Origin of the sequence: Parapedobacter luteus (assembly GCF_900168055.1) — a bacterium.
Classification (GTDB): domain Bacteria; phylum Bacteroidota; class Bacteroidia; order Sphingobacteriales; family Sphingobacteriaceae; genus Parapedobacter; species Parapedobacter luteus.
The window spans coordinates 124,078-147,734 of sequence record NZ_FUYS01000009.1 but is presented as its reverse complement, the minus strand read 5'-3'; the positions used below and the strand labels follow the sequence as shown (position 1 = coordinate 147,734).

Annotated in this window: 24 protein-coding genes; 21 read left to right on the top strand and 3 right to left on the bottom strand. The window is 46.1% G+C overall.

The window, feature by feature from the left end:
- The first annotated feature begins 12 nt into the window (after positions 1–12).
- The 21 genes from B5X72_RS16145 to B5X72_RS16040 all read left to right on the top strand — a co-directional run bounded on the left by B5X72_RS16145 (position 13) and on the right by B5X72_RS16040 (position 20,091).
- Positions 13–354, top strand: coding sequence for a translation initiation factor (locus B5X72_RS16145; protein WP_079717959.1), 342 nt, complete (start codon positions 13–15; stop codon positions 352–354).
- A 447-nt stretch (positions 355–801) separates the two neighbouring features.
- A complete protein-coding gene (locus B5X72_RS16140) occupies positions 802–1,632 on the top strand; it encodes a MotA/TolQ/ExbB proton channel family protein (RefSeq protein WP_079717958.1) in 831 nt (276 codons plus the stop codon).
- An 81-nt stretch (positions 1,633–1,713) separates the two neighbouring features.
- Positions 1,714–2,340, top strand: a complete 627-nt coding sequence (locus B5X72_RS16135; RefSeq protein WP_079717957.1) for an ExbD/TolR family protein — start codon at positions 1,714–1,716, stop codon at positions 2,338–2,340.
- A gap of 33 nt (positions 2,341–2,373) precedes the next feature.
- A complete protein-coding gene (locus B5X72_RS16130) occupies positions 2,374–2,886 on the top strand; it encodes an ExbD/TolR family protein (protein ID WP_079717956.1) in 513 nt (170 codons plus the stop codon).
- A 24-nt stretch (positions 2,887–2,910) separates the two neighbouring features.
- Positions 2,911–3,744, top strand: coding sequence for an energy transducer TonB (locus B5X72_RS16125; protein WP_079717955.1), 834 nt, complete (start codon positions 2,911–2,913; stop codon positions 3,742–3,744).
- A gap of 282 nt (positions 3,745–4,026) precedes the next feature.
- The gene (locus B5X72_RS16115; protein WP_079717953.1) at positions 4,027–4,947 is read left to right on the top strand and encodes a PstS family phosphate ABC transporter substrate-binding protein; all 921 of its coding nucleotides are present in this window, start codon (positions 4,027–4,029) and stop codon (positions 4,945–4,947) included.
- Between the two features lie 31 nt (positions 4,948–4,978).
- Positions 4,979–6,712, top strand: coding sequence for a tetratricopeptide repeat protein (locus B5X72_RS16110; RefSeq protein WP_139378739.1), 1,734 nt, complete (start codon positions 4,979–4,981; stop codon positions 6,710–6,712).
- Between the two features lie 97 nt (positions 6,713–6,809).
- Positions 6,810–7,187, top strand: a complete 378-nt coding sequence (locus B5X72_RS16105) for an NADH-quinone oxidoreductase subunit A (protein WP_079717951.1) — start codon at positions 6,810–6,812, stop codon at positions 7,185–7,187.
- A 122-nt stretch (positions 7,188–7,309) separates the two neighbouring features.
- Complete coding sequence (locus B5X72_RS16100; protein ID WP_079717950.1) at positions 7,310–7,861, top strand: NADH-quinone oxidoreductase subunit B; 552 nt, start codon at positions 7,310–7,312, stop codon at positions 7,859–7,861.
- The gene (locus B5X72_RS16095; protein ID WP_079717949.1) at positions 7,854–8,357 is read left to right on the top strand and encodes an NADH-quinone oxidoreductase subunit C; all 504 of its coding nucleotides are present in this window, start codon (positions 7,854–7,856) and stop codon (positions 8,355–8,357) included. Before B5X72_RS16100 ends, B5X72_RS16095 begins: the two co-directional genes overlap by 8 nt.
- An 11-nt stretch (positions 8,358–8,368) precedes the next feature.
- Entirely contained in the window at positions 8,369–9,610 is a 1,242-nt protein-coding gene (locus tag B5X72_RS16090; RefSeq protein WP_079717948.1) for an NADH-quinone oxidoreductase subunit D, read from the top strand.
- The gene (locus tag B5X72_RS16085) at positions 9,603–10,130 is read left to right on the top strand and encodes an NADH-quinone oxidoreductase subunit NuoE family protein (protein WP_079717947.1); all 528 of its coding nucleotides are present in this window, start codon (positions 9,603–9,605) and stop codon (positions 10,128–10,130) included. Before B5X72_RS16090 ends, B5X72_RS16085 begins: the two co-directional genes overlap by 8 nt.
- A 32-nt stretch (positions 10,131–10,162) precedes the next feature.
- A complete protein-coding gene (nuoF, locus tag B5X72_RS16080) occupies positions 10,163–11,515 on the top strand; it encodes an NADH-quinone oxidoreductase subunit NuoF (RefSeq protein WP_079717988.1) in 1,353 nt (450 codons plus the stop codon).
- Positions 11,516–11,645: 130 nt separating this feature from the next.
- Positions 11,646–12,659 (top strand): NADH-quinone oxidoreductase subunit G, encoded by a 1,014-nt coding sequence (locus B5X72_RS16075; protein ID WP_079717946.1) that lies wholly within the window; start codon positions 11,646–11,648, stop codon positions 12,657–12,659.
- Between the two features lie 48 nt (positions 12,660–12,707).
- A complete protein-coding gene (nuoH, locus tag B5X72_RS16070; RefSeq protein ID WP_079717945.1) occupies positions 12,708–13,745 on the top strand; it encodes an NADH-quinone oxidoreductase subunit NuoH in 1,038 nt (345 codons plus the stop codon).
- A gap of 23 nt (positions 13,746–13,768) precedes the next feature.
- A complete protein-coding gene (locus tag B5X72_RS16065; RefSeq protein ID WP_079717987.1) occupies positions 13,769–14,290 on the top strand; it encodes a NuoI/complex I 23 kDa subunit family protein in 522 nt (173 codons plus the stop codon).
- A 27-nt stretch (positions 14,291–14,317) separates the two neighbouring features.
- Positions 14,318–14,815, top strand: coding sequence for an NADH-quinone oxidoreductase subunit J family protein (locus tag B5X72_RS16060; RefSeq protein ID WP_079717944.1), 498 nt, complete (start codon positions 14,318–14,320; stop codon positions 14,813–14,815).
- The gene (nuoK, locus tag B5X72_RS16055) at positions 14,816–15,145 is read left to right on the top strand and encodes an NADH-quinone oxidoreductase subunit NuoK (RefSeq protein ID WP_079717943.1); all 330 of its coding nucleotides are present in this window, start codon (positions 14,816–14,818) and stop codon (positions 15,143–15,145) included. It abuts the gene before it with no gap.
- Between the two features lie 103 nt (positions 15,146–15,248).
- Positions 15,249–17,168, top strand: a complete 1,920-nt coding sequence (gene nuoL, locus B5X72_RS16050; protein WP_079717942.1) for an NADH-quinone oxidoreductase subunit L — start codon at positions 15,249–15,251, stop codon at positions 17,166–17,168.
- Between the two features lie 24 nt (positions 17,169–17,192).
- Positions 17,193–18,650: a complex I subunit 4 family protein gene (locus B5X72_RS16045; protein ID WP_079717941.1), complete on the top strand. Its 1,458-nt coding sequence runs from the start codon at positions 17,193–17,195 to the stop codon at positions 18,648–18,650.
- Positions 18,651–18,711: 61 nt separating this feature from the next.
- Complete coding sequence (locus B5X72_RS16040; protein WP_079717940.1) at positions 18,712–20,091, top strand: NADH-quinone oxidoreductase subunit N; 1,380 nt, start codon at positions 18,712–18,714, stop codon at positions 20,089–20,091.
- A 3-nt stretch (positions 20,092–20,094) separates the two neighbouring features.
- On the opposite strand, the gene B5X72_RS16035 is transcribed toward B5X72_RS16040, so the two are convergent.
- From B5X72_RS16035 to B5X72_RS16025, 3 genes are read right to left on the bottom strand one after another with little or no spacing between them, the layout of a single operon-like run.
- Complete coding sequence (locus tag B5X72_RS16035) at positions 20,095–21,039, bottom strand: transglutaminase family protein (protein WP_079717939.1); 945 nt, start codon at positions 21,037–21,039, stop codon at positions 20,095–20,097.
- Between the two features lie 18 nt (positions 21,040–21,057).
- On the bottom strand, positions 21,058–21,996 hold the full coding sequence (locus B5X72_RS16030; protein ID WP_079717938.1) for an alpha-E domain-containing protein: 939 nt from the start codon (positions 21,994–21,996) through the stop codon (positions 21,058–21,060).
- A 23-nt stretch (positions 21,997–22,019) separates the two neighbouring features.
- On the bottom strand, positions 22,020–23,474 hold the full coding sequence (locus B5X72_RS16025) for a circularly permuted type 2 ATP-grasp protein (protein WP_079717937.1): 1,455 nt from the start codon (positions 23,472–23,474) through the stop codon (positions 22,020–22,022).
- Between the last annotated feature and the right edge of the window lie 183 nt (positions 23,475–23,657).

Below are 23,657 nucleotides of genomic sequence, written 5' to 3'. Positions count from 1 at the left end.
GTTTACTAAAGCATGAAGAAGAAACAGCGGTATAGCGGCATTGTGTATTCCACAGACGATGCCTTCGTATACCACGAAGAGGAACCGAACGAAGAATCTACACTGTCAAAAAACAAACAGGACTTGCGCGTGATGCTGGATAAGAAAATGCGGGGCGGGAAAATGGTAACGCTTGTCAAGGGCTTTGTGGGAACGCCAGAAGATTTGGAGGCGTTAGGCAAACTGTTAAAACAAAAATGCGGAGTGGGAGGAAGCGCTAAGCAGGGTGAGATTATTATTCAAGGTGATTTTAGGCAGCGAGTGTTGCAATTGTTGATTGATGAAGGATATCGAGCTAAATTGGCAGGGGGATAACAATCAACCTAACCGGAAGTAACAAAAAAAATATATTGATTAATAAAAGCGGCGAAGTCTTGTTTCATTAAATCATTTATTATTAGTTAGTTGTGTGTTGGCGTAGCGTTGGTATACACTATCCATTCATGTTTAAACGCTATTATACACTACTCGGCAGCTATTTATTTGAATGTTTAATTTGCAATTACAAAAAAAAATAGTTTTCATTGTAAAAAAATTGCTTTTGGATTACAGAAGCGATGTTTGTTTAAGGTGTGTTGATGCTGCTGCTGCGCACCCCGGCATGTAAATAAGTTTTACTAAACAATTATTGACAAAGATTTTGTTTTTAGTATAAAACACTATATTTGCTTTAACCATTTTTAGTGGTTAGTAGCGGATTAAATTGCACAAATTACTTAAAAATCATATTTAACAACGTTAAAATCTAAAAATTCAAAAAAAATGGCAAACGCACCAAAAACAAGTACAGCAAAAAAGGAAAAGAGCAACTCAACATCCAACGTTTTTGCAAGTCTGGCAATTATTATTTGTTTCGTCATCGGCGCATTGGTTTGGAGATTCATCATGGGCGATCCGAATAACTTTGTCGATGGCGATCCGGAGAACCGGCCTTTAGAGGGCAATTACTTAGGGATGGTATACCATGCCGGATATGTGGTGCCGGTATTGCTGGGGTTGTTCCTGATGGTATGGGTATTTGCGGTTGAACGCTTCATCGTGATTGGAAGGGCTTCTGGAAAAGGCAATGTGGGCAACTTCGTGCGGAAAATTCAGTCTCTTATCGGAGGAGGCAACATTGATTCGGCCATCTCAGAGTGCGATAAGCAACAAGGTTCGGTAGCAAATGTTATCAAGGCAGGTCTGCTTAAATATAAAGATGTATCGGCAAACCCAAACCTTGATACCGATCAAGCTACTGTAGCTATCCAAAAGGAAATCGAAGAAGCGACCGCGTTGGAAATGCCAATGCTCGAAAAGAACCTTACCATCATCGCTACGCTGGTTTCTATCGGTACATTGACAGGGCTATTAGGTACGGTAACAGGGATGATCAGGGCGTTCTCCGCATTAGCTACCGGTGGTGCTCCGGACTCTGCTGCACTGGCAAACGGTATCTCTGAGGCGTTGATTAACACGGCTACAGGTATCGCTACCTCGACGGTAGCCATCGTATTCTATAACATCTTTACATCTAAGATAGATACATTAACTTACTCGATTGACGAAGCTGGGTTTTCTATCGTACAGACTTACGCAGCTACGCACAAATAGTAAAAAATTTCATCCGGCTTATGGAATGCCGGATGAATGTGCATCTTATCAATACGAAGTAGGCAACTAAAATTATAAATTATGCCAAGGGTAAAAGTTAAAAGAGCCAGTACGACGATAGACATGACCGCGATGTGTGACGTGTCGTTCTTGCTGCTCACGTTTTTTATATTGACAGCCACAGCCCGGCAACCCGAACCGATGCCGGTAGATACGCCAGCGTCGGCTACACAAGTAAAATTGCCAGACGATGATTTGGGGTTGATTACGGTGGGCGATGGAGGCAAAGTGTTCTTTGGTGTGGTAAACAGGAATGCACGAGCCCGGATGCTAGAGCTTATGTCAGAAAAATATTCCATCGCATTTACCCCTGAAGAAAAGGCCGAGTTTTCGACGATGGAGAGTTTCGGCGTGCCGATGGGCAATTTGAAACAACTGATCAATCTGGGTACTAATGATCGTGTAAAGCCCGGTCTGCAACCTGGTATTCCCATCGATTCTACCGATGCACTCAGCAATGAGTTGTTCCATTGGATTTATTCGGCTCGCGTTGCGACGAAGGAGTTGAAGAATGCCGAGATGCGGGTGTCAATAAAAGGGGATGCCAATGAAAAGTATCCCGAGATCAAGAAAGTAATGGATGTGTTGCAAAGCCAAAAGGTGAATAAGTTTAGTTTGATCACCAGTCTTCGTAGCGAGGATTTTTAGTAGCAATGCAATTTAAACATAAAGGATAAAAAAATGGCAGAATTAAATACCGGTGGTAAGCAGCAGCCGAGAGTAGACTTGACAGCCATGGTGGATTTGGCGTTTCTCTTGATCACGTTTTTCATGCTTACCACTTCCATCAACAAGCCCAATGCCATGGACGTGGCCATGCCGGATAAAAACGAAGACAATCCGGAAGATAGACTTGAGGTGGCCGACAACCGGACGCTGACGTTGTTGCTGGGTAGCAACAATAAGATCGAATGGTATCACGGCGATTACAGCAATCCCCTAGAAGGGCCAGAGATCGTGGATTATGGTAAGGATGGGGTTCGGCCTATCCTGATCAAAAAGATGGAACAGGTGAGACAGCAGACAGGAAAAGACCTGATCATTGTTGTGCGTCCCAGTGATAAGTCTACTCACCGCAATTTGGTAGATATTCTGGATGAAATGAATATTATCAAAGCACCAATATATATGATTGGTACCATCAGCGATGCGGAAATAGAAGTGTTGCAACGGGACAACCTGTATAATGATTGACAATAACCACAGAATACGATAGCTATGATAGGTTCAAAATTAGATATTTTTAAGAAAGAATGGCTCGATGTGGTATTTGACGGTCGGAACAAGTCTTATGGAGCATACGATCTCCGTAAGTTGTCGCCTAAGGCCACCAACATCGGGTTGTTTTCGGCTTCCGTCGTATTCGTACTACTTCTAATGTCGCCGGCGATTGCACGGTGGATGGGAATAGAAATGGGCGATGATGGGCCAGTTGAACAAATTATTGAAACAGAGGTTGTGCTCTCAGAGCCGCCACCTGTAAACGAGGAGGAACCTCCTCCCCCCCCTCCGGTTGAGCCTCCTCCGCCTCGGGTAGACCAGGTGCGGATGCCTGAGCCGAAGGTTGTTCCCGCCGAGCAGGTGCAAGACGAGGAACCTCCTACGGTAGAACAGCTTAAATTGGCTGATCCCGGGTCAAAGACCATAGAAGGTGACCCCAATGCAGAAATCCGTATTGATCTGCCTGTCGGCGAAGGTGAGATCGACGCTGAGGTGACAGAAACATCCAGTGATCAGGTCTTCCAATCAGTAGAGATCAATCCAGAACCGCCAGGTGGGATGAAGGAGTTTATGGAATGGATTGCTAAGAATTATGATTATCCACAGGCGGCTATTGAGGCGGGTGTGAATGGTCAGGTGCAGATTTCGTTCGTGGTAGAACGCGACGGAAGCTTAACTGACTTGAGAGTTGTGCGGGATTTGAAATATGGAACGGGCGAGGCAGCTTTAAAGCTTTTGCAGAAAGCTAAGAAATGGAGCCCCGGTATCCAGAATGGACGGCCGGTTCGCGTAGCCTATACATTGCCTATCCGACTTAACCTTCAGCAATAGGTAAGTTGGCCGCTAGATACTATAGGGATAATAATGGCAGACAGAAATCGCCCACCAAGCGGTTTCTGTCTGTTTTGGGGCTGTTTATGTTTGGTTTTTACTTTGCATTAGGCCTGGCCATCATTTTTTGGAAAAATTTTCCGCTAGAATTGGATAGTACCCTGCGGACGTTGTTTGGAATATTATTGGTGGTCTATTCTTTCTTTCGTTTTATCCGACTTTGGCAGAGTCGATAGTTCGAAGCAGTTAATTTAAAAAAAAACATGATATTTTTTCATAACAATGAAAAAATTAGTATTATTACCCGTCTTTTTTGGTCTTGCTGCTTCGTTGTGGTCATGTAGCAATCGTGAAAATAATAGTCAGTCGGGCGAAAACCGGACCATCGTGAGCGGACAATTGCAGGTGCTGACAGATGAGACCTTGCTTCCCATCATGGAAGAGCAGGTTGCGGTGTTTGAACACTTGTATCGCCGTGCCGACGTTGAGTTGGCAGGTGCCCGGGAAAGCCAGGTCATCAGTAAACTTTTGAATAGGGAAGTGGAGGTGGTTGTATTGACGAGATTATTGACCGAAGAGGAGACAGCGTTCTTTAAAGCCCGTAAGTTTGTGCCTCAGGTATATAAGTTTGCAACGGATGCGATAGCGTTTGTAGTGAATAAGCAGGTTTCCGATTCAACCATTACATTGGATCACATTACGGAGATCCTGCGAGGTAATGCCGGCATTGGGTCGCTGAACAGGCTGGTGTTTGATAATCCGAATTCAAGCACCGTTCGGCTGCTTAAGGAAATAGCAGGCATAGATTCCCTACCGACGACGGGTGTTTATGCCATGCAGTCTAATCCGGAGGTGCTCAAGTATGTATACGAAACGCCGCAATCTGTGGGAGTGGTGGGGATCAACTGGATAGCGCGGCCCGATAGCAGTATACAGAAGTACATCGATGGGGTTAAGGTTTTGGCGCTAAAAGGGCGGCAGGGTGAGCGTGGTGGCGATGGATATTACAAGCCGTCGCAGTCAAACTTAGCGGAGAATCTGTATGCGCTTGCCCGCCCGGTGTACATCATCAATGCTGAGCCCCGGAAGAGTTTAGGCATGGGGTTTGCCGCGTTCTTAACGGGTGAATCCGGTCAACGGGTAGTTTTAAAATCCGGCTTGATGCCGGATAGTTTGCCACCAAGGGAATTGATTATCAGATAGTAATAAAGGTTGAACACTAAATAAAATGAAAATGATGAAAAAAGCAATGATATGGGGTATATCCCTTGCTTTTGTGATTACGGGAGTACGTGCGCAGAGCTTGGACGATGCGAGGAAGGCGATAGATGCCGAGCAATTCGCCCAGGCCAAAGGAATGTTGGAAACACTTGTAAAAAACAAGCCCAAAGCTGGAGAGAACTATTTTTATTTAGGGCTTGTCTATATACATAATGAACACTTGGATTCCGCATTAAACGTTTTTAATCAAGGATTGGCAGCTGATCCCAAAAACAACCTGAATAAAGTAGGGCAGGGGATCGTAGATTTGTACAACGAGAATGCGAGTGCAGCTGCAACCAAATTTGCCGAAGCGACTTCGGGATTGAAACGGAGAGATTATTTGGAGCTGTACCACATTGGAAGGGCTTATATCGATGCACCACAGCCAGATTACCAGAAGGCGGTGGAATATCTCGATCAGGCCAAAGCCAAAAACAACCAAGATCCGTTGATACCTTTGGCATTGGGTGATGCCTATTTTGGGCTGAAGAACAATAGCATGGCATACAAGAGCTATCGGGACGCTACAGTGCTTGATAATACGCTTACGCGTGCCCGTGTGCAGATGCAAGTGATCACCCGGGGGTCACATGCGTGGCAGGAAGCTATTGACGGCTTGAAACAAATTGCTTCCGAGGTGCCGGACTACGCACCGACCTATAGGGAACTGGCAGAGACGTACCACGCGTGGGCCAATACGGCTACTACGAGTGAGGACTACGCAGCACGGAATAAAGAAGCTGTGGCATTCTACAAGCAATACATGGATAAAACCGATTATACGGTAGATTCACGGATTCGCTACGCCGACTTTTTGGTGTACGTGAAGGACTACGAAGAGCTGCAAGCGCAAGCCGCTGAACTGGCCCAATTGGAGGATGTAAATCCAAAGATATTACGTTACTTGGGTTATTCGGCTTATGAAAACAAGCAGTACCAAGAAAGTAAAGAGGCGTTGGAGAAAATGTTCACCCGCATGGAGGAAGAGCGGATTATTTCGCTTGATTACCTGCATTTAGGGTTGGCAGACATTAATATCGCCGTAGAACAGGATCCGGTAGATGAAGCCCTTTTCGATAAGGGGATTGCGCAATTGGAAAAGGCGGTAGCTATCGATTCTTCTATCGCCGATGACTTACATGAGGTAGGTATGGATCTTGTTACCAATAAAAAGAAGTATGCGTTGGCGGCGAAGGTGTTTGAAATACCTGCGGCTACGCCTACATCCCGGAACCATGTCCTCGACAATTTCTATGTTGGCTTTGCTACCTATTACGGTGCGGCAACCAAGCAATTGGCCGAGGAGCCGGCCCGTACTGAATGGCTCAAAAAGGCCGATACGGCACTCGGACTGGTTATCGAAAAGGCACCGACCACTCAGGATGCTTACCTGTTCAGGGCGAATGTAAGTAATCTTTTGGATGATCCTGAAAATCCAAAGGGACTCGCGGAGCCTTATTTCTTGAAATACATTGAAATGGTAAAAGAAAAAGGGGACAGCGAAATTCAGAGGAATAAAAATAGGCTGGTTGATGCATATAGCACAATAGCCGTAGTGAGTGTAAAGCGTGGTGAGTACCAAAAAGGTAGGGATTTGATCGGCGAAGTATTAAAGCTTGATCCGGAGAATGCTTGGGCGAAACAGACATTGCAATATCTTGAGCAAGCGTCAGCAGCATCAACGGGCGGTTCTTCAGGTCAATAATTTCCGATTTGTTAGAATAAATTGAATGTTATAAAGCGCTAATTTTTAAAATTAGCGCTTTATTTTTAGCTTTGTCGCATCTTATAGTTAGCATAGTATGGAACCAGAAGTACAAAGTATGCCCAGTGATTATTTACCGATTTTGATCCAGTTTGGGGTTGCTATCCTTTTTTCCGCAGGCGTGATTCTGTTGACCCATTTCATTGGTCCCAAGGTAAAGACAGAAACCAAGCTCGGTGCATTCGAATCGGGCGTTGAGGTGATAGGAAATGCCAGGCAACCTTTTTCAATCAAATACTTCATTGTAGCAATCCTATTTGTGATTTTTGATATCGAGGTCATTTTTATGTACCCTTGGGCCGTTAATTTCCGTGAATTTGGATTGTCAGGTTTGATTGAGATGTTTGTGTTCATGGCACTGCTTCTTCTCGGGTTTATCTATGTGATTAAAAAACGGGTATTGGACTGGGAATAAACACCTTTAGAACGTTTCTAAATAATATAATTAACCGTTTAAAAGGGCAATATATTGTAGATTTGTACTCATCAGTGTGTGACTGATGAGTTTTTTTTTATTAAGAAAGGTAAGGGGTTAGCATGAGTGATATAAAAATGGCGGAAGCTCCTCCCGGTATTCAAGGATCTGGTTTTTTCGCAACATCATTGGATAAAGCTATCGGATTGGCGAGAGCCAATTCACTGTGGCCGTTGCCATTCGCAACATCGTGTTGTGGCATTGAGTTTATGGCTACAATGGCCGCAACTTACGATGCGGGGCGTTTTGGGATGGAACGAAACAGCTTTTCTCCTCGACAAGCAGATATGCTGATGGTAATGGGGACCATCGCAAAGAAGATGGGGCCCGTGCTCCGGCAGGTGTACTCGCAAATGGCCGAACCTCGGTGGGTGATTGCTGTTGGCGCATGTGCGTCAAGCGGGGGAATATTCGATACTTATTCGGTGTTACAGGGGATTGATGAAATCATTCCTGTAGACGTATATGTGCCGGGGTGTCCGCCTAGACCGGAAGCCATCCTGGACGGCGTAATGCGGCTGCAGGAGATTGTAAAGAACGAACCATTAAACAGAAGGCAAACGCCCGAGTATAAGGCGTTGCTGGAAAAATACGGATTCCATACGAATGGCTAAACTGAGCAATGATAGCGTTATCGGGCGACTCAATACGCGCTTTGAAAATCGGTTCAATCAAATTGAAGACCCTTATGGGTTGCTTACCATTGAGACAGGGAAAGAGGATATTCTGGATATACTCGAGTTTCTAAAAACCGATGGCGAACTGCAGTTTAATTACCTTACGGATATTACGGCCGTACACTACCCCGATTTGCCCAAGGAATTTGCGGTGGTCTATCACCTGCATAGTTTGGTAAATAACGTGAGGATACGTATAAAAGTGTTTCTGGATGGCGCATATCCGGCTATCCCCACCGCTACGGTACTGTGGAATGGTGCCAACTGGATGGAACGCGAAACGTATGATTTCTTTGGAATCCAGTTTGTGGGGCATCCCGATTTGCGTCGGATATTGAATGTTGATGATATGGACGTATTCCCGATGCGGAAAGAATATCCATTGGAGGACCCCAACCGAATGGATAAAGGGGATTATTTTTTCGGTAGATAAACGGTTTCGATATGAGTGATGCTATCAGCAAGATTAAATTAACAGACAACAGGCCGATCTTTATCGACAATGATCCGCAGGACGAGCTTTTTACGCTCAACCTCGGGCCTACGCACCCTGCTACACATGGTGTATTCCAGAACGTATTGCAAGTGGATGGCGAACGAATCATTAGCGGGGTGTCGACCATTGGTTATATCCATCGGGCGTTTGAAAAAATAGCCGAGCGGCGCGCTTACTATCAGATTACGACATTGACCGATCGGCTGAACTACTGCTCTTCGCCTATCAATAACATGGGATGGCATATGACGGTAGAAAAGTTGTTGGATATCGAGCTGCCCAAACGGGTCCAATACATGCGCGTAATCATCATGGAGTTGTCGCGTATTGCCGATCATATCATTTGCAACGGCATCCTTGGAGTCGATACCGGCACGTTTGCCGGATTTATTCCGATGATGGTAAAACGCGAATTTATCTATGAAATATTCGAAGAAATATGTGGGGCGCGACTGACGACTAATATCGGGCGTATCGGTGGGTTTGAACGGGATTTCAATGAGGTGGCTTTTGCGAAGATCAGGGAGTTTGTTAACGAATTTCCCGCAGTGTTGAAGGAGTTTGAAGCACTGTTGGAACGCAATCGTATATTTATTGATCGGACTTCAGGTGTGGCCGCCGTAGATGCCGAAACAGCGCTTAGTTACAGCTGGAGCGGCCCAATTCTGAGGGCCACAGGCGTAGATTATGACGTGCGCGCCAACGAACCTTACTCTTCGTACGAGGAATTTGATTTTGAGGTTCCTGTAGGTACAAATGGGGATGTTTACGACCGGTTTTTGGTGCGTAATCATGAAATGTGGCAAAGCTTGCGAATCATTGAACAGGCCTTGGCTAAAATAGAAAAGGAACCTAAGGGTGTATTTCACGCGGACGTTCCAGACTTCTACCTTCCGCCAAAAGAGCAGGTATTCAATAACATGGAGGCACTCATCTACCACTTTAAGATTGTGATGGGTGAAATAGATGCGCCAAAGAAGGAATTGTATCACTGTGTTGAGGGCGCCAATGGCGAGCTGGGCTTTTATTTAATCAGTGACGGCGGCCGCTCACCTTATCGCCTGCATTTCCGGAGACCCTCGTTTATCAATTACCAGATGTACGCCCCCATGAGCAGTGGGATGTTGTTATCTGATGCTATCATCAACATGAGTAGTTTAAACATTATAGCAGGAGAACTTGATGCTTAGTGTGAAACATAACGAACCCGTGGAGTTCACGGAAGAAATGCTCGGCAAGTTTGCCGAAATCGTATCGCGTTATCCGGAGGGAAGACAGAAATCGGCGTTGCTGCCTATCTTGCACGAAGTACAGGCCAAGTATGGGTGGTTGAGCGTTCCTGCCATGGATAGCGTAGCCGCATACCTAAATCTTGAGTCAATCGAGGTCTACGAGGTGGCGACGTTTTACACCATGTTTTTCCTGCAACCGCAAGGGAAATATGTATTGGAGGTCTGTCGTACAGGGCCGTGCTGTCTGGTGGGCGCCGAACGCATCATGAAGCACATTGAACACAGGCTCGGTGTAAAGGAAGGTGAAGTGACTCCCGACGGGTTGTTTAGTTGGCGCGGCGTGGAGTGTTTGGCGGCTTGTGGCTATGGACCTGTGCTGCAAATCGGACCTGAATATACGTTTTACGAAAACCTTACCGAAGAAAGCGTAGACAAACTGATTGAAGAATTAACAGAAAAAGCCAAGGTAAACGGTTGACCATCGGAAAGCCAAGGTTGAAAGCTGATATTATGGCACGTAAGTTATTATTGACACATATTCATGTTCCCGGTATCCATACCTTCGAAGTATACCGCCAACAAGGGGGGTATCGTGCCGTGGAAAAGGCCTTGAAGACACTTACGCCCGAAGAAGTGGTGGAAGAGGTGAAGAAATCAGGACTGCGCGGGCGTGGTGGGGCAGGTTTCCCGACCGGTATGAAATGGAGCTTTTTAGCTAAACCGGAAGGTGTGCCGCGCTATCTGGTCTGCAATGCCGATGAATCGGAGCCCGGAACATTCAAGGATCGTTATTTAATGACCCATATCCCGCATGCGTTGATTGAAGGCATGATTGTGTCAAGCTATGCGTTGGGAGCAAATACTTCCTACATCTACGTACGGGGAGAAATGATGCCTCAGATACGGATTCTCGAACGGGCAATTGCCGAGGCAAAAAATGCCGGCTTCCTTGGTAAGAATATTTTGGGTAGCGGCTATGACCTTGAGCTGTATGTACAGCCTGGAGGCGGAGCTTACATCTGCGGGGAGGAAACGGCCTTACTGGAGTCGCTGGAGGGTAAGCGCGGCAATCCGAGAATAAAACCACCATTCCCGGCAGTTTCGGGATTGTATAATTGTCCCACGGTAGTGAATAACGTTGAATCTATCGCGGCTACTGTGCCAATTATCAATGAAGGTGGGGAAGAGTATGCAAAAATAGGTATCGAACGTAGCACCGGCACGAAACTGATTTCTGCCAGTGGCAATCTGAACAAGCCGGGCGTCTACGAAATCGAATTGGGATTACCTGTTGAAGAGTTTATTTATTCGGATGAGTATTGCGGAGGTATTGCCAATGGCAAACGCTTGAAGGCGGTCGTGGCCGGGGGATCTTCAGTGCCAATATTACCTGCGAACTTGATTTTGAAGACACTGAAAGGCGAATCCCGCTTGATGACCTACGAATCATTAGCTGATGGTGGGTTCCAAAGCGGTACGATGTTGGGATCCGGCGGATTTATCGCTTTTGACGAGGATCAGTGTATTGTGCGCAATACCTGGAATTTCACACGGTTTTATCATCATGAAAGTTGTGGGCAATGTTCGCCATGTCGAGAAGGTACCGGCTGGATGGAAAAGGTGCTTCACAAAATCGAGTTTGGTCATGGTTCATACAGCGATATTGATTTGTTGGTGGATGTATCCAAGAAAATCGAGGGCAATACCATATGTCCGTTGGGCGATGCAGCGGCTTGGCCGGTAGCAAGTGCTATCCGCCATTTTAGAGACGAGTTTGAATGGCACATCACCAATGGGCATGAGGCACAGCGCCGTAATTATGGTTTGGCGCATTATGCAGACCCTCTTGAACCGGTGATGTAAGCTACGCGACGTGCCGGATTGCACATAGTAATGCAGAAGCTGGACGTACGTGCGTATAGAACAAAATACTTAACGGTAGGCTAATGATCGGCTGGAAGCTGATTAAAGACCGAACCCAAAGCTGAAGAAGATGGCTGATGACGTAAAATTCAAGGTAAATATTGACGGTATCCCGGTGGAAGTCCCTCCAGGGACGACCATATTGAATGCCGCCCGGCTGATTGGAGGTGATATTGTGCCCCCAGCCATGTGCTATTATTCGAAATTACAAGGCAGTGGGGGTAAATGCCGTACATGCCTGGTGAAGGTAAGCAAGGGGTCGGACAAGGATCCCCGCCCTATGCCGAAACTGGTGGCTTCATGCCGTACCACGGTCATGGATGGAATGGAGGTGCAGAATATCACGTCGCCCGAGGTCATTGAGGCCAGAAAAGGGGTGGTGGAAATGCTGCTTATCAACCACCCGCTGGATTGCCCGATATGTGACCAGGCTGGTGAATGCCATTTACAAGACTTAGGCTATGAGCATGGGCTAGCCAGCACCCGCTATGAGTTTGAGCGGAGAACGTTCAATAAAATTGATATCGGAGATAAAGTGCAGTTGCACATGACGCGCTGCATCCTTTGCTATCGCTGTGTGTTTGTGGCTGACCAACTTACCCCCCAGCGTGTGCATGGTATCTTGGGAAGGGGAGATGCAGCGGAGATTTCAACTTATATAGAGAAGGCTATCGACAACGAGTTTTCGGGTAACGTCATCGACGTGTGCCCGGTTGGGGCATTGACGGATAAGACTTTCCGGTTTAAAAACCGCGTATGGTTTACGAAGCCGGTTGAGGCCCACCGCGATTGTCCGACATGCAGCGGAAAGGTGACCTTGTGGTACAAAGGGGAAGAGGTGCTTCGCGTCACGGCGCGTAAAGACGAGTACGGCGAGGTAGAGGAATTTATCTGCAATACCTGCCGGTTTGAAAAGAAGGCAACATCGGATTGGGTGATAGAAGGGCCCCGCGAGGTAAAACGTACTTCGGTAATTTCCCTCAATCACTACGCAGAGCTGAATCCGCCTGCCGTAGTTAAGAAAAACCTGATGCTGCAGGAGGCAAATAAGGAACAATTCGAACGGGCCAAGGAGTTGCTATAAGTTGGCATAACGTCGCGCAATGCGATAAACGGAACATATTTTTTAACTATGGAGTCTGCTTTATTGGTAGAAAAAACGATTTTGGTGGTGGCTGTGTTTGCCATTACGCTAGTAATAGCCATGTATTCTACGTTGGTAGAACGGAAAGTGGCTGGCTTTATGCAGGCGCGTTTCGGCCCGGATCGCGCCGGCCCCTTTGGTATTTTGCAGCCGCTTTGTGATGGCGGAAAGTTTTTCTTTAAAGAAGAAATCATCCCTGCGGGCGCTCATAAATTTCTATTTATTATTGGGCCGGCGGTAGCGATGTTCACGGCATGTATCAGCAGCGCGGTGATTCCTTGGGGGCAAGAGCTAACAATCGGTGATCGTGTGATTACGCTGCAGGTTGCTGATATTAATGTGGGCGTCCTTTATATTTTTGGAGTCGTTGCATTAGGCGTATATGGCATCATGATTGGCGGCTGGGCCTCCAACAACAAATACTCGTTGATGGGCGCTGTACGCGCGGCATCCCAGAGTATCAGTTACGAAATCGGCATGGGGCTTTCCTTAATTGCATTGTTGATGGTGACTGGCACACTTTCGCTCCGTGAAATCGTTGCACAACAGGAAGGCTTTGTGAATTGGAATATATGGGTACAACCCATAGGCTTTCTGATTTTCCTGGTTTGCGCATTTGCCGAATGTAATCGCGTGCCGTTTGACCTTGCCGAGTGTGAGACGGAGCTGATTGGGGGCTATAACGTTGAGTATTCTTCAATGAAGCTGGCTTTTTATATGTTTGCCGAATACATTAATATGTTCGTGTCATCCTCCCTGATGGCGGCACTTTACTTTGGTGGTTATAATTTTCCGTTTATGTATGATTTGGGGCTATCTCAAAACTGGATTACCATCATCGGAGTATTGGTGTTTTTTGCGAAAATCCTCGCCTTCATCTTTTTCTTCATGTGGATACGGTGGACAATCCCTCGTTTCCGTTATGACCAATTGATGCGGTTAGGATGGAAGATTTTAATACCTTTGGCCGTGGCTAATATTGTGTTGACTGGCATTATCACCATTGTGAAGGACACTTATTTTTAATGAGAATGGAAGGGAAAGAGATTATGCAATCACTAAGTAATAGAAAGAAGGTACTGGAGCAGAAACCCATGAATTTTTGGGAGCGGATGTATCTACCGGCCATTGCGCGGGGACTTGGTATCACCATAAGGCATTTTTTTAAACCTAAGGCAACATATAAATATCCTGAGGTGCAACGGCCTTACTCAAAAAATTTCAGAGGGCAACATTCGCTTAAACGTGACGAGGAAGGGCGGGAGCGGTGTACGGCTTGTGGGCTATGTGCGCTTTCTTGCCCTGCCGAAGCAATTACGATGATTTCGGCGGAACGTAAGAAGGGCGAGGAGCACCTTTATCGGGAAGAAAAATACGCTGCTGTATACGAAATAAATATGCTGCGGTGCATATTCTGCGGACTTTGCGAGGAGGCGTGCCCCAAGGAAGCCATCTTCTTAGACGGCTCGCACGTGCCGCCCGAACAATTGCGTAAAGATTTTATTTATGGTAAAGACAAACTGGTGGAACCGCGGTTTGAATATAAAAAAGAGCATGAAACCACAGCCTAATCAGCTGAAAAACCTTACAAAAACAGCATGAGCGTTTTTTATTTTGTAGCCTTCCTGTCGGTATTTTTTGCGCTAATGACTATCTTCACCAAGAATCCGGTACATAGCGTCCTGTATCTGGTGATTACCTTTTTTACATTTACTGTGCATTATATTTTACTGAATGCTCAGTTTTTAGCCGTAGTCAATTTTATTGTGTATATGGGGGCAATCATGGTACTGTTCCTATTCGTACTGATGCTGCTCAACCTCAATAAGGATACCGAGCCACTGAAGTCGAATCTGGTGAAATTTATGGGGGTGATTGCAGGTATGTGCTTAGTGGTCACATTGGCGGGTTCGTTCAGAGCGTTGGAGTCGTCGGAATCCATCATCCTAAAAGACCCGGATATTGGCTTAGTCGGCAACTTGGGTAGGGTATTGTTTAGTGAGTTCCTCCTTCCCTTTGAGATTTCATCTATTCTCTTGTTAACCGCCATGGTAGGAGCGGTATTGTTGGCCAAAAACGATCCAAAAAAAGCTTAAATGGAAACTATCGTACAAAATATGCAGGGTATTCCGCTTAACCATTATATCCTGTTTTGTAGTGTTATTTTTGCCATCGGTGTCATTGGTGTGCTGATTCGGCGAAACGTAATTATTATCATGATGTCCATTGAGTTGATGCTCAATTCGGTTAACTTATTGTTGACGGCTTTTTCGGCCTATAGTGGTGATCCTTCTGGGCAAGTGTTCGTTTTTTTCATCATGGCTTTGGCAGCGGCAGAGGTAGCAGTCGGGTTGGCGATTATCGTGATGGTGTATCGGAATACTCGTTCGGTAGATATTAATGCCTTAAACCGTTTACGGGGATAAGTGTGGTATCGCTGGTATATCCCGCTGTGTAATAGCGGGCTGTTGACATATAGCATAACATTGGTTTGAAATTTTAAGACTGAACTTATTTTAAGCAATAAACATGATAGAGTTAATTTGGTTGATTCCGCTACTCCCCTTGGTTGGTTTTCTGGTCAACGGGCTCGGTAGGAATGTGTTGCCAAAATCGTTAGTCGGAATTATCGGTAGTGGTGTGGTATTGGGGGCGTTTCTGTTGAGCTGCGGCGTGTTCTCGATGGTATATAGCGCCCGGCAAGCCGGGGAGGCGGCAACATTCACACAATTGATTTTCGATTGGATTAGTGCGGGGAATTTACATGTTTCTCTTTCGTTTTTGGTCGATCCATTGAGTGCTATCATGTTGCTCATCGTCACGGGCATTGGCTTCCTTATCCATATCTATTCAACAGGATATATGAAACATGATCCAGGATTCGCGAAGTTCTTCGCTTTCCTCAATTTGTTTATTTTTTTCATGTTGCTGTTGGTGCTTGGATCAAATTATATCGTCATGTTTATCGGTTGGGAAGGGGTGGGGCTTTGCTCATATTTGCTGATAGGCTTTTGGTTTAAAAATTCGGCTTACGCCAGTGCTGCCAAGAAAGCTTTTGTGATGAACCGGATAGGTGATTTAGGCTTCCTCATTGCCGTATTTCTGATTTTTTCCACGTTTGGAACATTGGAATTTGCGGGAGTATTTCCCGAGGCGGCAACTATGCCTATGGGCGATACAACGTTGATGCTGATTACGTTGCTGTTGTTTATAGCCGCTACGGGTAAGTCGGCGCAAATACCGTTGTTTACTTGGTTGCCTGATGCCATGGCTGGCCCGACGCCCGTCTCGGCGTTGATACATGCCGCTACGATGGTTACAGCTGGTATTTACATGATTGCCCGTTCCAACATCCTATTTACACTTTCCCCTATCACGCTTCAGGTGGTGGCAGCCATCGGCATTTGTACCGCCCTATTGGCTGCGGCGATCGCCATCACGCAAAATGACATCAAGAAAGTACTGGCCTATTCAACGGTTTCGCAATTGGGGTACATGTTTTTAGGTCTGGGGGTCGGGGCGTTTACCGGCGCATTTTTTCATGTCCTTACGCACGCATTTTTTAAAGCGTTGCTGTTTTTGGGGGCAGGCTCTGTGATCCACGCGATGAGCAATGAACAGGACATGCGGAGCATGGGAGGGCTTAAGAAACAGTTGCCGATCACATACCTGACGATGCTCATCGGTACCATCGCCATAGCAGGGATTCCTCCCCTTTCCGGATTTTTTTCCAAAGACGAAATATTGGCCCATGCATTTGCCGATAACAAACTGTTGTGGATGCTCGGCTTTATCGGCGCGTTGTTTACAGCATTTTATATGTTTAGGATGTTATTCCTGACGTTTTTCGGCCGGTTTAGGGGCACCGCGGAGCAGGCAAGCCATTTACATGAGTCGCCGGCGTCAATGACTGTTCCGTTGATTATTCTTGCGGTATTGGCAGCCATCGGTGGATTTATCAATGTGCCGTCGGCTTTGGGAGGCGGTCACGCGTTGGCTGATTTCCTTTCCCCCGTATTTGCTGATTCGGTTGCTCAAACCGGCACATTCCATCTGGATCACAGCACGGAGTATATCCTAATGGGAGTTTCGTCGCTAGCTGCTGTATTTATGGCTGTCGTGGCCTACCGGCAATATGTGAGTAAGGCTACCATACCGGCTGCCGATGAGGTGTCCCGTGGCCTGTTGGCGCGGCTTTCCTACCGTAAGTTCTATGTGGATGAGGTCTATGATGCGTTGATTGTGCGCCCATTGAATGCCTTATCTGTATTCCTGCATCGTGTGGTCGACAAGTCGGGTATAGATGGCGTCGTCAATGGCCTGGCCAGAAGTGTTGGCGAATCTGGTAAGGGAATCCGGTTGTTGCAGAGTGGAAACGTCGGGTTTTACATCTTCATGATGGTCATCGCCGCGGTGGTGCTTTTGGCCTATGGTATTTTTAACGGTTAATCGAGACGAAGTTATATCGCGTACATGGACAATCTATTTATACTATTATTACTTCCGGTCTTTGGGGCATTGGTGCTTGCCTTTGTGCAGCAGGCGAAAGCCGCCAGGCAGTTTGCGCTCTTGGTATCATTGGTTTCGCTGGCGTTTACTATTCCATTTTTAGTGAATTTTGTGCCGGATGCCAGTATGCAATTCGAGCAACGGTTTGCTTGGATTCCGTCTCTTGGCATCCATTTCCATGTTGGAATCGACGGAATTAGCCTACCGTTGGTATTGCTGACGAATGGGCTCGTACCCTTGATTATTCTGGCGGCATTTAGTTATGATTACAAAGGCGGGTTTTATGCACTGGTCTTGTTTATGCAGGCGGGGTTGCTACTGGTATTCACCGCGTTGGACGCTTTTGCATTCTACGTCGGTTGGGAAGTAGCGTTGATACCCATTTACTTTATTTGTGCCTTGTGGGGCGGCGAAAATCGCATTCGCGTCAATCTTAAGTTTTTTATCTATACCTTTTTGGGAAGCTTGCTTATGTTGGCGGCTATTATTTACCTGCATTTGCAAGTACCCACAGATGACTATGCGTTGTCGTCGTTTTATCAGTTGGCTTTGGACTCCAGCACGCAACGTTGGATTTTTTGGGCATTTTTCCTTGCGTTCGCCATTAAGATGCCCATATTCCCGTTCCATACTTGGCAGCCGGACACCTATACGGAAGCTCCTACGGCTGGAACGATGTTGTTGGCGGGGATCATGCTTAAGATGGGGGTATATGGCGTCATCCGCTGGTTGATTCCCGTAGCGCCTCTCGGTGTCGCTGCATATGGACAACTCGCTTTGGTATTATGTATCATAGGTGTGGTTTATGCGTCGATTATCGCGTTTAAACAACGTGATGCCAAACGCTTGGTTGCGTATTCATCGATAGCTCACGTAGGACTCATCGGCGCGGGTGTTTTTGCTTGGAATGTGCAAGGCGTACAGGGGGCCATTATTCAGATGGTCAACCACGGAATCAGTGTGGTTGGGTTATTCTTTGTGCTGGACATTGTGGCCCGTAGGCTAGGTACCAGGGATTTAGCTGCCATGGGCGGTATTGCTAAACCCGCTCCGATATTGGCAATCGTTTTTTTAGTCATTGTCATGGGGGCGGTGGGACTGCCCCTTACCAATGGTTTTGTGGGCGAATTCCTACTATTGCTTGGTGTGTACGAGTACGGTGTTTGGTATGCAGTCTTCGGGGGGCTTACCTTGATACTTGGCGCTGTCTACATGCTGAGTATGTATCAAAAGGTAATGTTTGGAGATGTCAATGAGCAAACAGCTGCTTTCCCAGACATTCGAGGTTCTGAATGGCTGGTGCTGGCAGTCATTGTGCTACTTATCATCGGCATTGGTGTGTATCCCGGCCCGCTATTGAATATATCAGAAGCGGCGGTAGCAGAATTGGTCGATAAAGTTGGATTGATAGGTAAAAACTAATATAGTATATGCCGAAGGTTATTAGATTAGCCGGAGGGATTAAAGAGATAATAAACAAAACATGAGTGCGATTATTACGCTGTCTTTATTAGCCATATTATTGTTGTATTTGGGGTTGTTCAAAGCCGGGAGATCGCTTTTACCTATTTCACTCCTGGGGCTTGCCGCTGCGCTGGTAATGTATGTCATGCAATGGGCAGGAGACGCAACGCCCATATATAGTGGCATGGTGCTTTTTGACCATTATGCTATTGCGTTTTCGGTATTATGCATTTTGGTGACCATGCTGGTCATGTTGTTGTCTAAGGGCTATTTCGATGCGGCTAGCGTGCATGTGGCTGAATACTATGCGCTGATTCTTTTTTCACTGACTGGTGCATTGCTGGTGACCTCTTTTCACAACCTGGCCATGCTGTTTATCGGCATCGAGATCATGTCAGTGGCCCTATATATTCTTGCTGGTATTAGAAAAAAGGATTTCGCTTCAAACGAAGCGGCACTTAAATACTTCTTGATGGGCGCTTTCTCAACAGGCTTTCTCCTGTTTGGCATTACTCTCCTGTATGGAGCAAGCGGCTCTTTCGACTTGGCGGCAATCAAGGCGTATGTGATAGCCAATCCGCAGGGAGTGTCGCCTTTGTTTTATGCAGGTATCTTGCTGCTGATTGTGGGGCTGGCCTTTAAGGTAGGCGCTGCTCCTTTCCATTTTTGGACGCCTGATGTCTATGATGGTGCCCCAATACTAATTACGACATTCATGAGTACCGTGGTTAAGACGGCTGCTTTTGCCGGATTTCTGCGCTTGTTTTACTTTTGCTTTATACCGTTGCACGACTTTTGGGAGCCGGTCTTATTGGTCATCACCATTATTACCTTGTTTATTGGCAATATTACGGCAATCGCTCAGCAAAGCTTCAAACGAATGCTTGCCTATTCCAGTATATCACACGCCGGATACATGTTGTTTGCCATTGTTGCGATTGGGCCGGCTGCTGCCAGCTCTGTGCTGGTATACGCCGGAGCTTACTCATTAGCATCGGTAGTGGCGTTTGGAATACTTATCTTGGTAAAGCGGGCAACGGGGAGTGACCATTTCGAGGCATTTAACGGCTTGGCGCGGAAAAACCCCTACCTTTCCGCTGCGCTTACTATTGCGATGCTTTCGCTGGCTGGAATTCCGCTCACAGCCGGTTTCATTGGAAAGTTTATGATGTTTAGCAGCGCATTGGCCGATTATCAAGTGCTATTAGTCGTACTTGCAGCTATCAATGCGGCAATGGGTATTTTTTATTATTTCCGCGTGATTGTGTCGATGTATTTCAAGCCGGCAGATCGTGATGAGGTGACGATGACGGCTCAATATCAAGCTGCCATATGGGTTGCGGTATTACTGACGGTAGTTTTAGGCGTATATCCAACACTGCTGGCCGGGCTTATCTAAGCGCTATTGCTGTTGTTGGGTACTGATATGGTCCGAAGCTTCTACCGCTTGGGTATCAAGCAAGGGCTCTTGCTTTACGGCATTGGTGTCCTCAAATACGTGGCCGTCTTCGTAACCTACCGATACATACACAGACAAGTGTTGCCTTGTATTACCCCTGAATGTACCTTTTACCGGACTGCAATCGTTGAAATTGCGCCCTATCGCTAATTTGACGTGTGTGTTTGTGACCCAAACATTGTTGGTTGGATCAATACCGGCCCAACCATAACCGGGTATATACGCTTCCACCCACGCATGCGTAGCTCCCTCGCCTCTCATACCGTTTTTATTTGGGCAGATATACCCGCTGACATAACGACTTGGTATCCCCATGGTCCGCAATACTTGTAGCATCAAGTGCGCGAAATCTTGGCAGACGCCTGATTCGTGTTCCAAAATCTCATCTACCGTGGTTTCGATGGTGGTGATCCCTTTTACATACTTAAACCGCTTGTAAATGTACTCGCAGCATTTTTCAACGACGGTTGCTACACTTCCGCCTCCCTTCATAAGTTGGTCGACTATCTGGTCGATTGCCCACTGGTTACTGATCTGGTCGGGATAGGTCAATTCAATAAGATCGAGATTGTTCGCTACTTCGGTGTGGAGCCGATTGAAATCGCTGTGGAACTCAATTTGCAATTGGTTGGAGAGTGTTGTACGTATGATGGCTTTACTTGCAATCATCAGTGTTCGATGCGGGGCCACAAGCGAAAATTGACCGCATTTATTTCCCCAATAGTCCCGGAATAGATAGACGTCCGGCGTCTGGGTGATGGTCAGCTCCAATTGCAAAAGCTCTTGTTCTGCGCAGGCATAGGGGAAAATCCGGATTTCATTGACACTATCCATTACTGGATTGTCGTATTCGTATTTGGTGATATGGTGGATTTTGAAAATTGCCATTTGTCAATTTTTTGAGCACTAATAAGAAAAAAACACTTTTTCCAATTGGTTATGAAATACCAACAACTCATTGCGCAATTCCTTAAAAAAAGCCCGCGAGTCCATGGTTTCCAAACGTTCAGGATCCATGTAGTTGACTTTGCTGTATAAACGGCCAAATGTACGTATTAATGCTAATTTTTCGTTTGACTCATTGTCTTTGATTACATCGCGCAAATAGCGGTTTATCCTGGTGAGCGAAAAAATCACCGAATGTGGATAATGTTCATTAAGCAACATCTGATGCAAGATATTGTTGTTGTGTCTAAATGTTTGGTAGGTTTTAAGATAGACTTCGTATCCGGCAAGTGACATGAGGAGAAAGCGCCATTTTGTAATATCGCTTTCTTGTTGCATGTCATATCCGAATAGCTGGCACTGTTTGTCTGTGATGACGATGGTCTCCATACTTCGCTCAAGGTATTTGCCAAGTTTCATAAAGTCCCACCCCATTCCACGCGGCATGGTAATGTCGGCGATACCGGCGTATAATACGCTCTGGCGCATTAGTTGGTCGACTACTTCCAGGGCTTCGGGGCCGGATAGTTTTTGATTGAGATACGGTTTGTTGGTCAGGTGATACATGGAGTTGACCGCTTCCCACAGCTCCTTGGTAATGTGATTTTGGACGCCACGTGCATTTTCCCTTGCACGAGCCACGATTGTTTTAATTGAGTTAGGGTTAGTGGATTCCGTTAATATTTTTTGCAGCACGATATCGGGTTTCGCTTCAATTTGGGTGATTTCCGAATCAGTCAGTTGCGCAAAAATTTCAAGGATAGGTCTCCACGTGGTGCTTCCAATGGCATCTTTATCCAACGAGATGATATAGTGGCTGCGTATAACACGAAGGATACTTTGCGTACGTTCCATATATCGGTTTAACCAAAAAAGCGAGTCGGCTATTCTACTTAACATAATTGCTGTCTTATCGATTTAGGTTACTCATCTACAATCCATGTGTCCTTGCTGCCACCGCCTTGGGAAGAATTGACGACCAGTGAACCGGCCTTCAGCGCTACACGGGTCAACCCTCCGGGGACCAGCTTAATGCCTTTGGGGCCATAAAGAGCATAGGGTCTAAGGTCCACGTGGCGGGGTTCTATGTTGCCGTTGATGAAGCAGGGCACCGTTGACAGTTGGACAATAGGCTGGGCGATATAATTACGAGGGTTGTTTTCAATGATAACTTTCGCTCTTAACCATTCTTTTTCGCTGATGGTGTTGCCCATTACCATGCCGTAGCCGCCCGATTGGTTGGTGTTTTTGATGACCATGTTCCGGTAGTTTTCAAATACATAATGCATGGCTTCCGGATTACTCAATTGGTAGGTGGGAACATTTTGCAAAATTGGGTCTTCATTGAGGTAATACTTAATCATGGCGGGAACATAAGCATATACCGCTTTGTCGTCTGCCACACCATTACCCAGGGCGTTGACAATGGCTACATTGCCTTTGCGATAGGCACCGATAAGCCCAGGCACCCCTAATACACTGTTTTTCATAAAGACCAATGGATCAAGGTACTCGTCATCTAAACGTCTGTAAATAACGTGCACCTGTTCTAAACCTTTTGTCGTCTTCATGTATACCTTGTGATTGTCTACAAGTAAGTCTCTACCCTCAACGAGGTCGATGCCCATTTGCCGTGCAAGGAAAGAATGCTCATAGTAAGCAGAATTATAAATGCCTGGCGTAAGCAATACCACGCGCGGATTAGATACCTGGGTGGAAGCTAATTCAAGGAGTATTTCGTGGAGTAGTACCGGATAATGGCTGATCCGCCGTACATTATTCGAAGCGAGCATGTCAGGGAAAATCCGTTTCGTTACTTCCCTGTTCTCTAGCATGTAGCTCACACCGGACGGCGTACGCAGGTTGTCCTCCAGCACATAAAGTACTCCGTCATTGCCTCGGATTAAATCGATTCCGGAGATGTGTACATAGATGTCGTAGGGTACCTTGATGCCAAATACTTCACGCTTGTAGTGCGGGCAAGAGGCAATAAGGCTGGCAGGAATAATATGATCGCGTATGATTTGTTGCTCATTATACACGTCTTTGAGAAATAGGTTGAGTGCCTTCAAGCGCTGGGCAATACCTTGCTCTATCTGCTGCCATTCCGTTCCGGTAATGATGCGGGGAATGATATCGAAAGGAAAAATGCGCTCGATGCCTTCATCATTGTCGTAGACGGTAAAGGTAATGCCCTGGTTCATGAATAGCTCACTTGCTATATCATGCTTGCTGACTAAACTATCAGTATCCAGTTGTAGGAGGTTAGCAAAAACTGACGCGTATTGTTTTCTTACTGCTTTTGAGTCATACATTTCATCCCAATTATTGGGAGTGTACGCGTAATGTTTTAAAAAATGGTTCGTTTTTGCTGTCATGGCTGTTGGTTTGGGGGCAAAAGAAGTGTTTGTTGTTATCGTTGTTGTGGTAATTTTTTATAAAAATATGTTTTTTGTCAAATAAACTGGTGTTTTCTTGTTTATTTTATATTTTTTTTAAGTTTTTATAGATGGTTATTTGGTGTTGTTGGCTTTTTTTTGGTTTGGTTTTGGTTCTTAGTA

Bases quoted from the DNA above. Each gene is read 5' to 3' on its own strand.
- nuoK (WP_079717943.1), top strand. From the start codon at position 14,816: ATGGAAACTATCGTACAAAATATGCAGGGTATTCCGCTTAACCATTAT.
- nuoH (WP_079717945.1), top strand. From the start codon at position 12,708: ATGGAGTCTGCTTTATTGGTAGAAAAAACGATTTTGGTGGTGGCTGTG.
- B5X72_RS16140 (WP_079717958.1), top strand. From the start codon at position 802: ATGGCAAACGCACCAAAAACAAGTACAGCAAAAAAGGAAAAGAGCAAC.
- B5X72_RS16025 (WP_079717937.1), bottom strand. From the start codon at position 23,474: ATGACAGCAAAAACGAACCATTTTTTAAAACATTACGCGTACACTCCC.
- B5X72_RS16085 (WP_079717947.1), top strand. From the start codon at position 9,603: ATGCTTAGTGTGAAACATAACGAACCCGTGGAGTTCACGGAAGAAATG.
- nuoL (WP_079717942.1), top strand. From the start codon at position 15,249: ATGATAGAGTTAATTTGGTTGATTCCGCTACTCCCCTTGGTTGGTTTT.
- B5X72_RS16065 (WP_079717987.1), top strand. From the start codon at position 13,769: ATGCAATCACTAAGTAATAGAAAGAAGGTACTGGAGCAGAAACCCATG.
- B5X72_RS16060 (WP_079717944.1), top strand. From the start codon at position 14,318: ATGAGCGTTTTTTATTTTGTAGCCTTCCTGTCGGTATTTTTTGCGCTA.
- B5X72_RS16145 (WP_079717959.1), top strand. From the start codon at position 13: ATGAAGAAGAAACAGCGGTATAGCGGCATTGTGTATTCCACAGACGAT.
- B5X72_RS16030 (WP_079717938.1), bottom strand. From the start codon at position 21,996: ATGTTAAGTAGAATAGCCGACTCGCTTTTTTGGTTAAACCGATATATG.
- B5X72_RS16130 (WP_079717956.1), top strand. From the start codon at position 2,374: ATGGCAGAATTAAATACCGGTGGTAAGCAGCAGCCGAGAGTAGACTTG.
- B5X72_RS16125 (WP_079717955.1), top strand. From the start codon at position 2,911: ATGATAGGTTCAAAATTAGATATTTTTAAGAAAGAATGGCTCGATGTG.
- B5X72_RS16135 (WP_079717957.1), top strand. From the start codon at position 1,714: ATGCCAAGGGTAAAAGTTAAAAGAGCCAGTACGACGATAGACATGACC.
- B5X72_RS16095 (WP_079717949.1), top strand. From the start codon at position 7,854: ATGGCTAAACTGAGCAATGATAGCGTTATCGGGCGACTCAATACGCGC.
- nuoF (WP_079717988.1), top strand. From the start codon at position 10,163: ATGGCACGTAAGTTATTATTGACACATATTCATGTTCCCGGTATCCAT.
- B5X72_RS16040 (WP_079717940.1), top strand. From the start codon at position 18,712: ATGAGTGCGATTATTACGCTGTCTTTATTAGCCATATTATTGTTGTAT.
- B5X72_RS16110 (WP_139378739.1), top strand. From the start codon at position 4,979: ATGATGAAAAAAGCAATGATATGGGGTATATCCCTTGCTTTTGTGATT.
- B5X72_RS16105 (WP_079717951.1), top strand. From the start codon at position 6,810: ATGGAACCAGAAGTACAAAGTATGCCCAGTGATTATTTACCGATTTTG.
- B5X72_RS16100 (WP_079717950.1), top strand. From the start codon at position 7,310: ATGAGTGATATAAAAATGGCGGAAGCTCCTCCCGGTATTCAAGGATCT.
- B5X72_RS16090 (WP_079717948.1), top strand. From the start codon at position 8,369: ATGAGTGATGCTATCAGCAAGATTAAATTAACAGACAACAGGCCGATC.
- B5X72_RS16045 (WP_079717941.1), top strand. From the start codon at position 17,193: ATGGACAATCTATTTATACTATTATTACTTCCGGTCTTTGGGGCATTG.
- B5X72_RS16075 (WP_079717946.1), top strand. From the start codon at position 11,646: ATGGCTGATGACGTAAAATTCAAGGTAAATATTGACGGTATCCCGGTG.
- B5X72_RS16115 (WP_079717953.1), top strand. From the start codon at position 4,027: ATGAAAAAATTAGTATTATTACCCGTCTTTTTTGGTCTTGCTGCTTCG.
- B5X72_RS16035 (WP_079717939.1), bottom strand. From the start codon at position 21,039: ATGGCAATTTTCAAAATCCACCATATCACCAAATACGAATACGACAAT.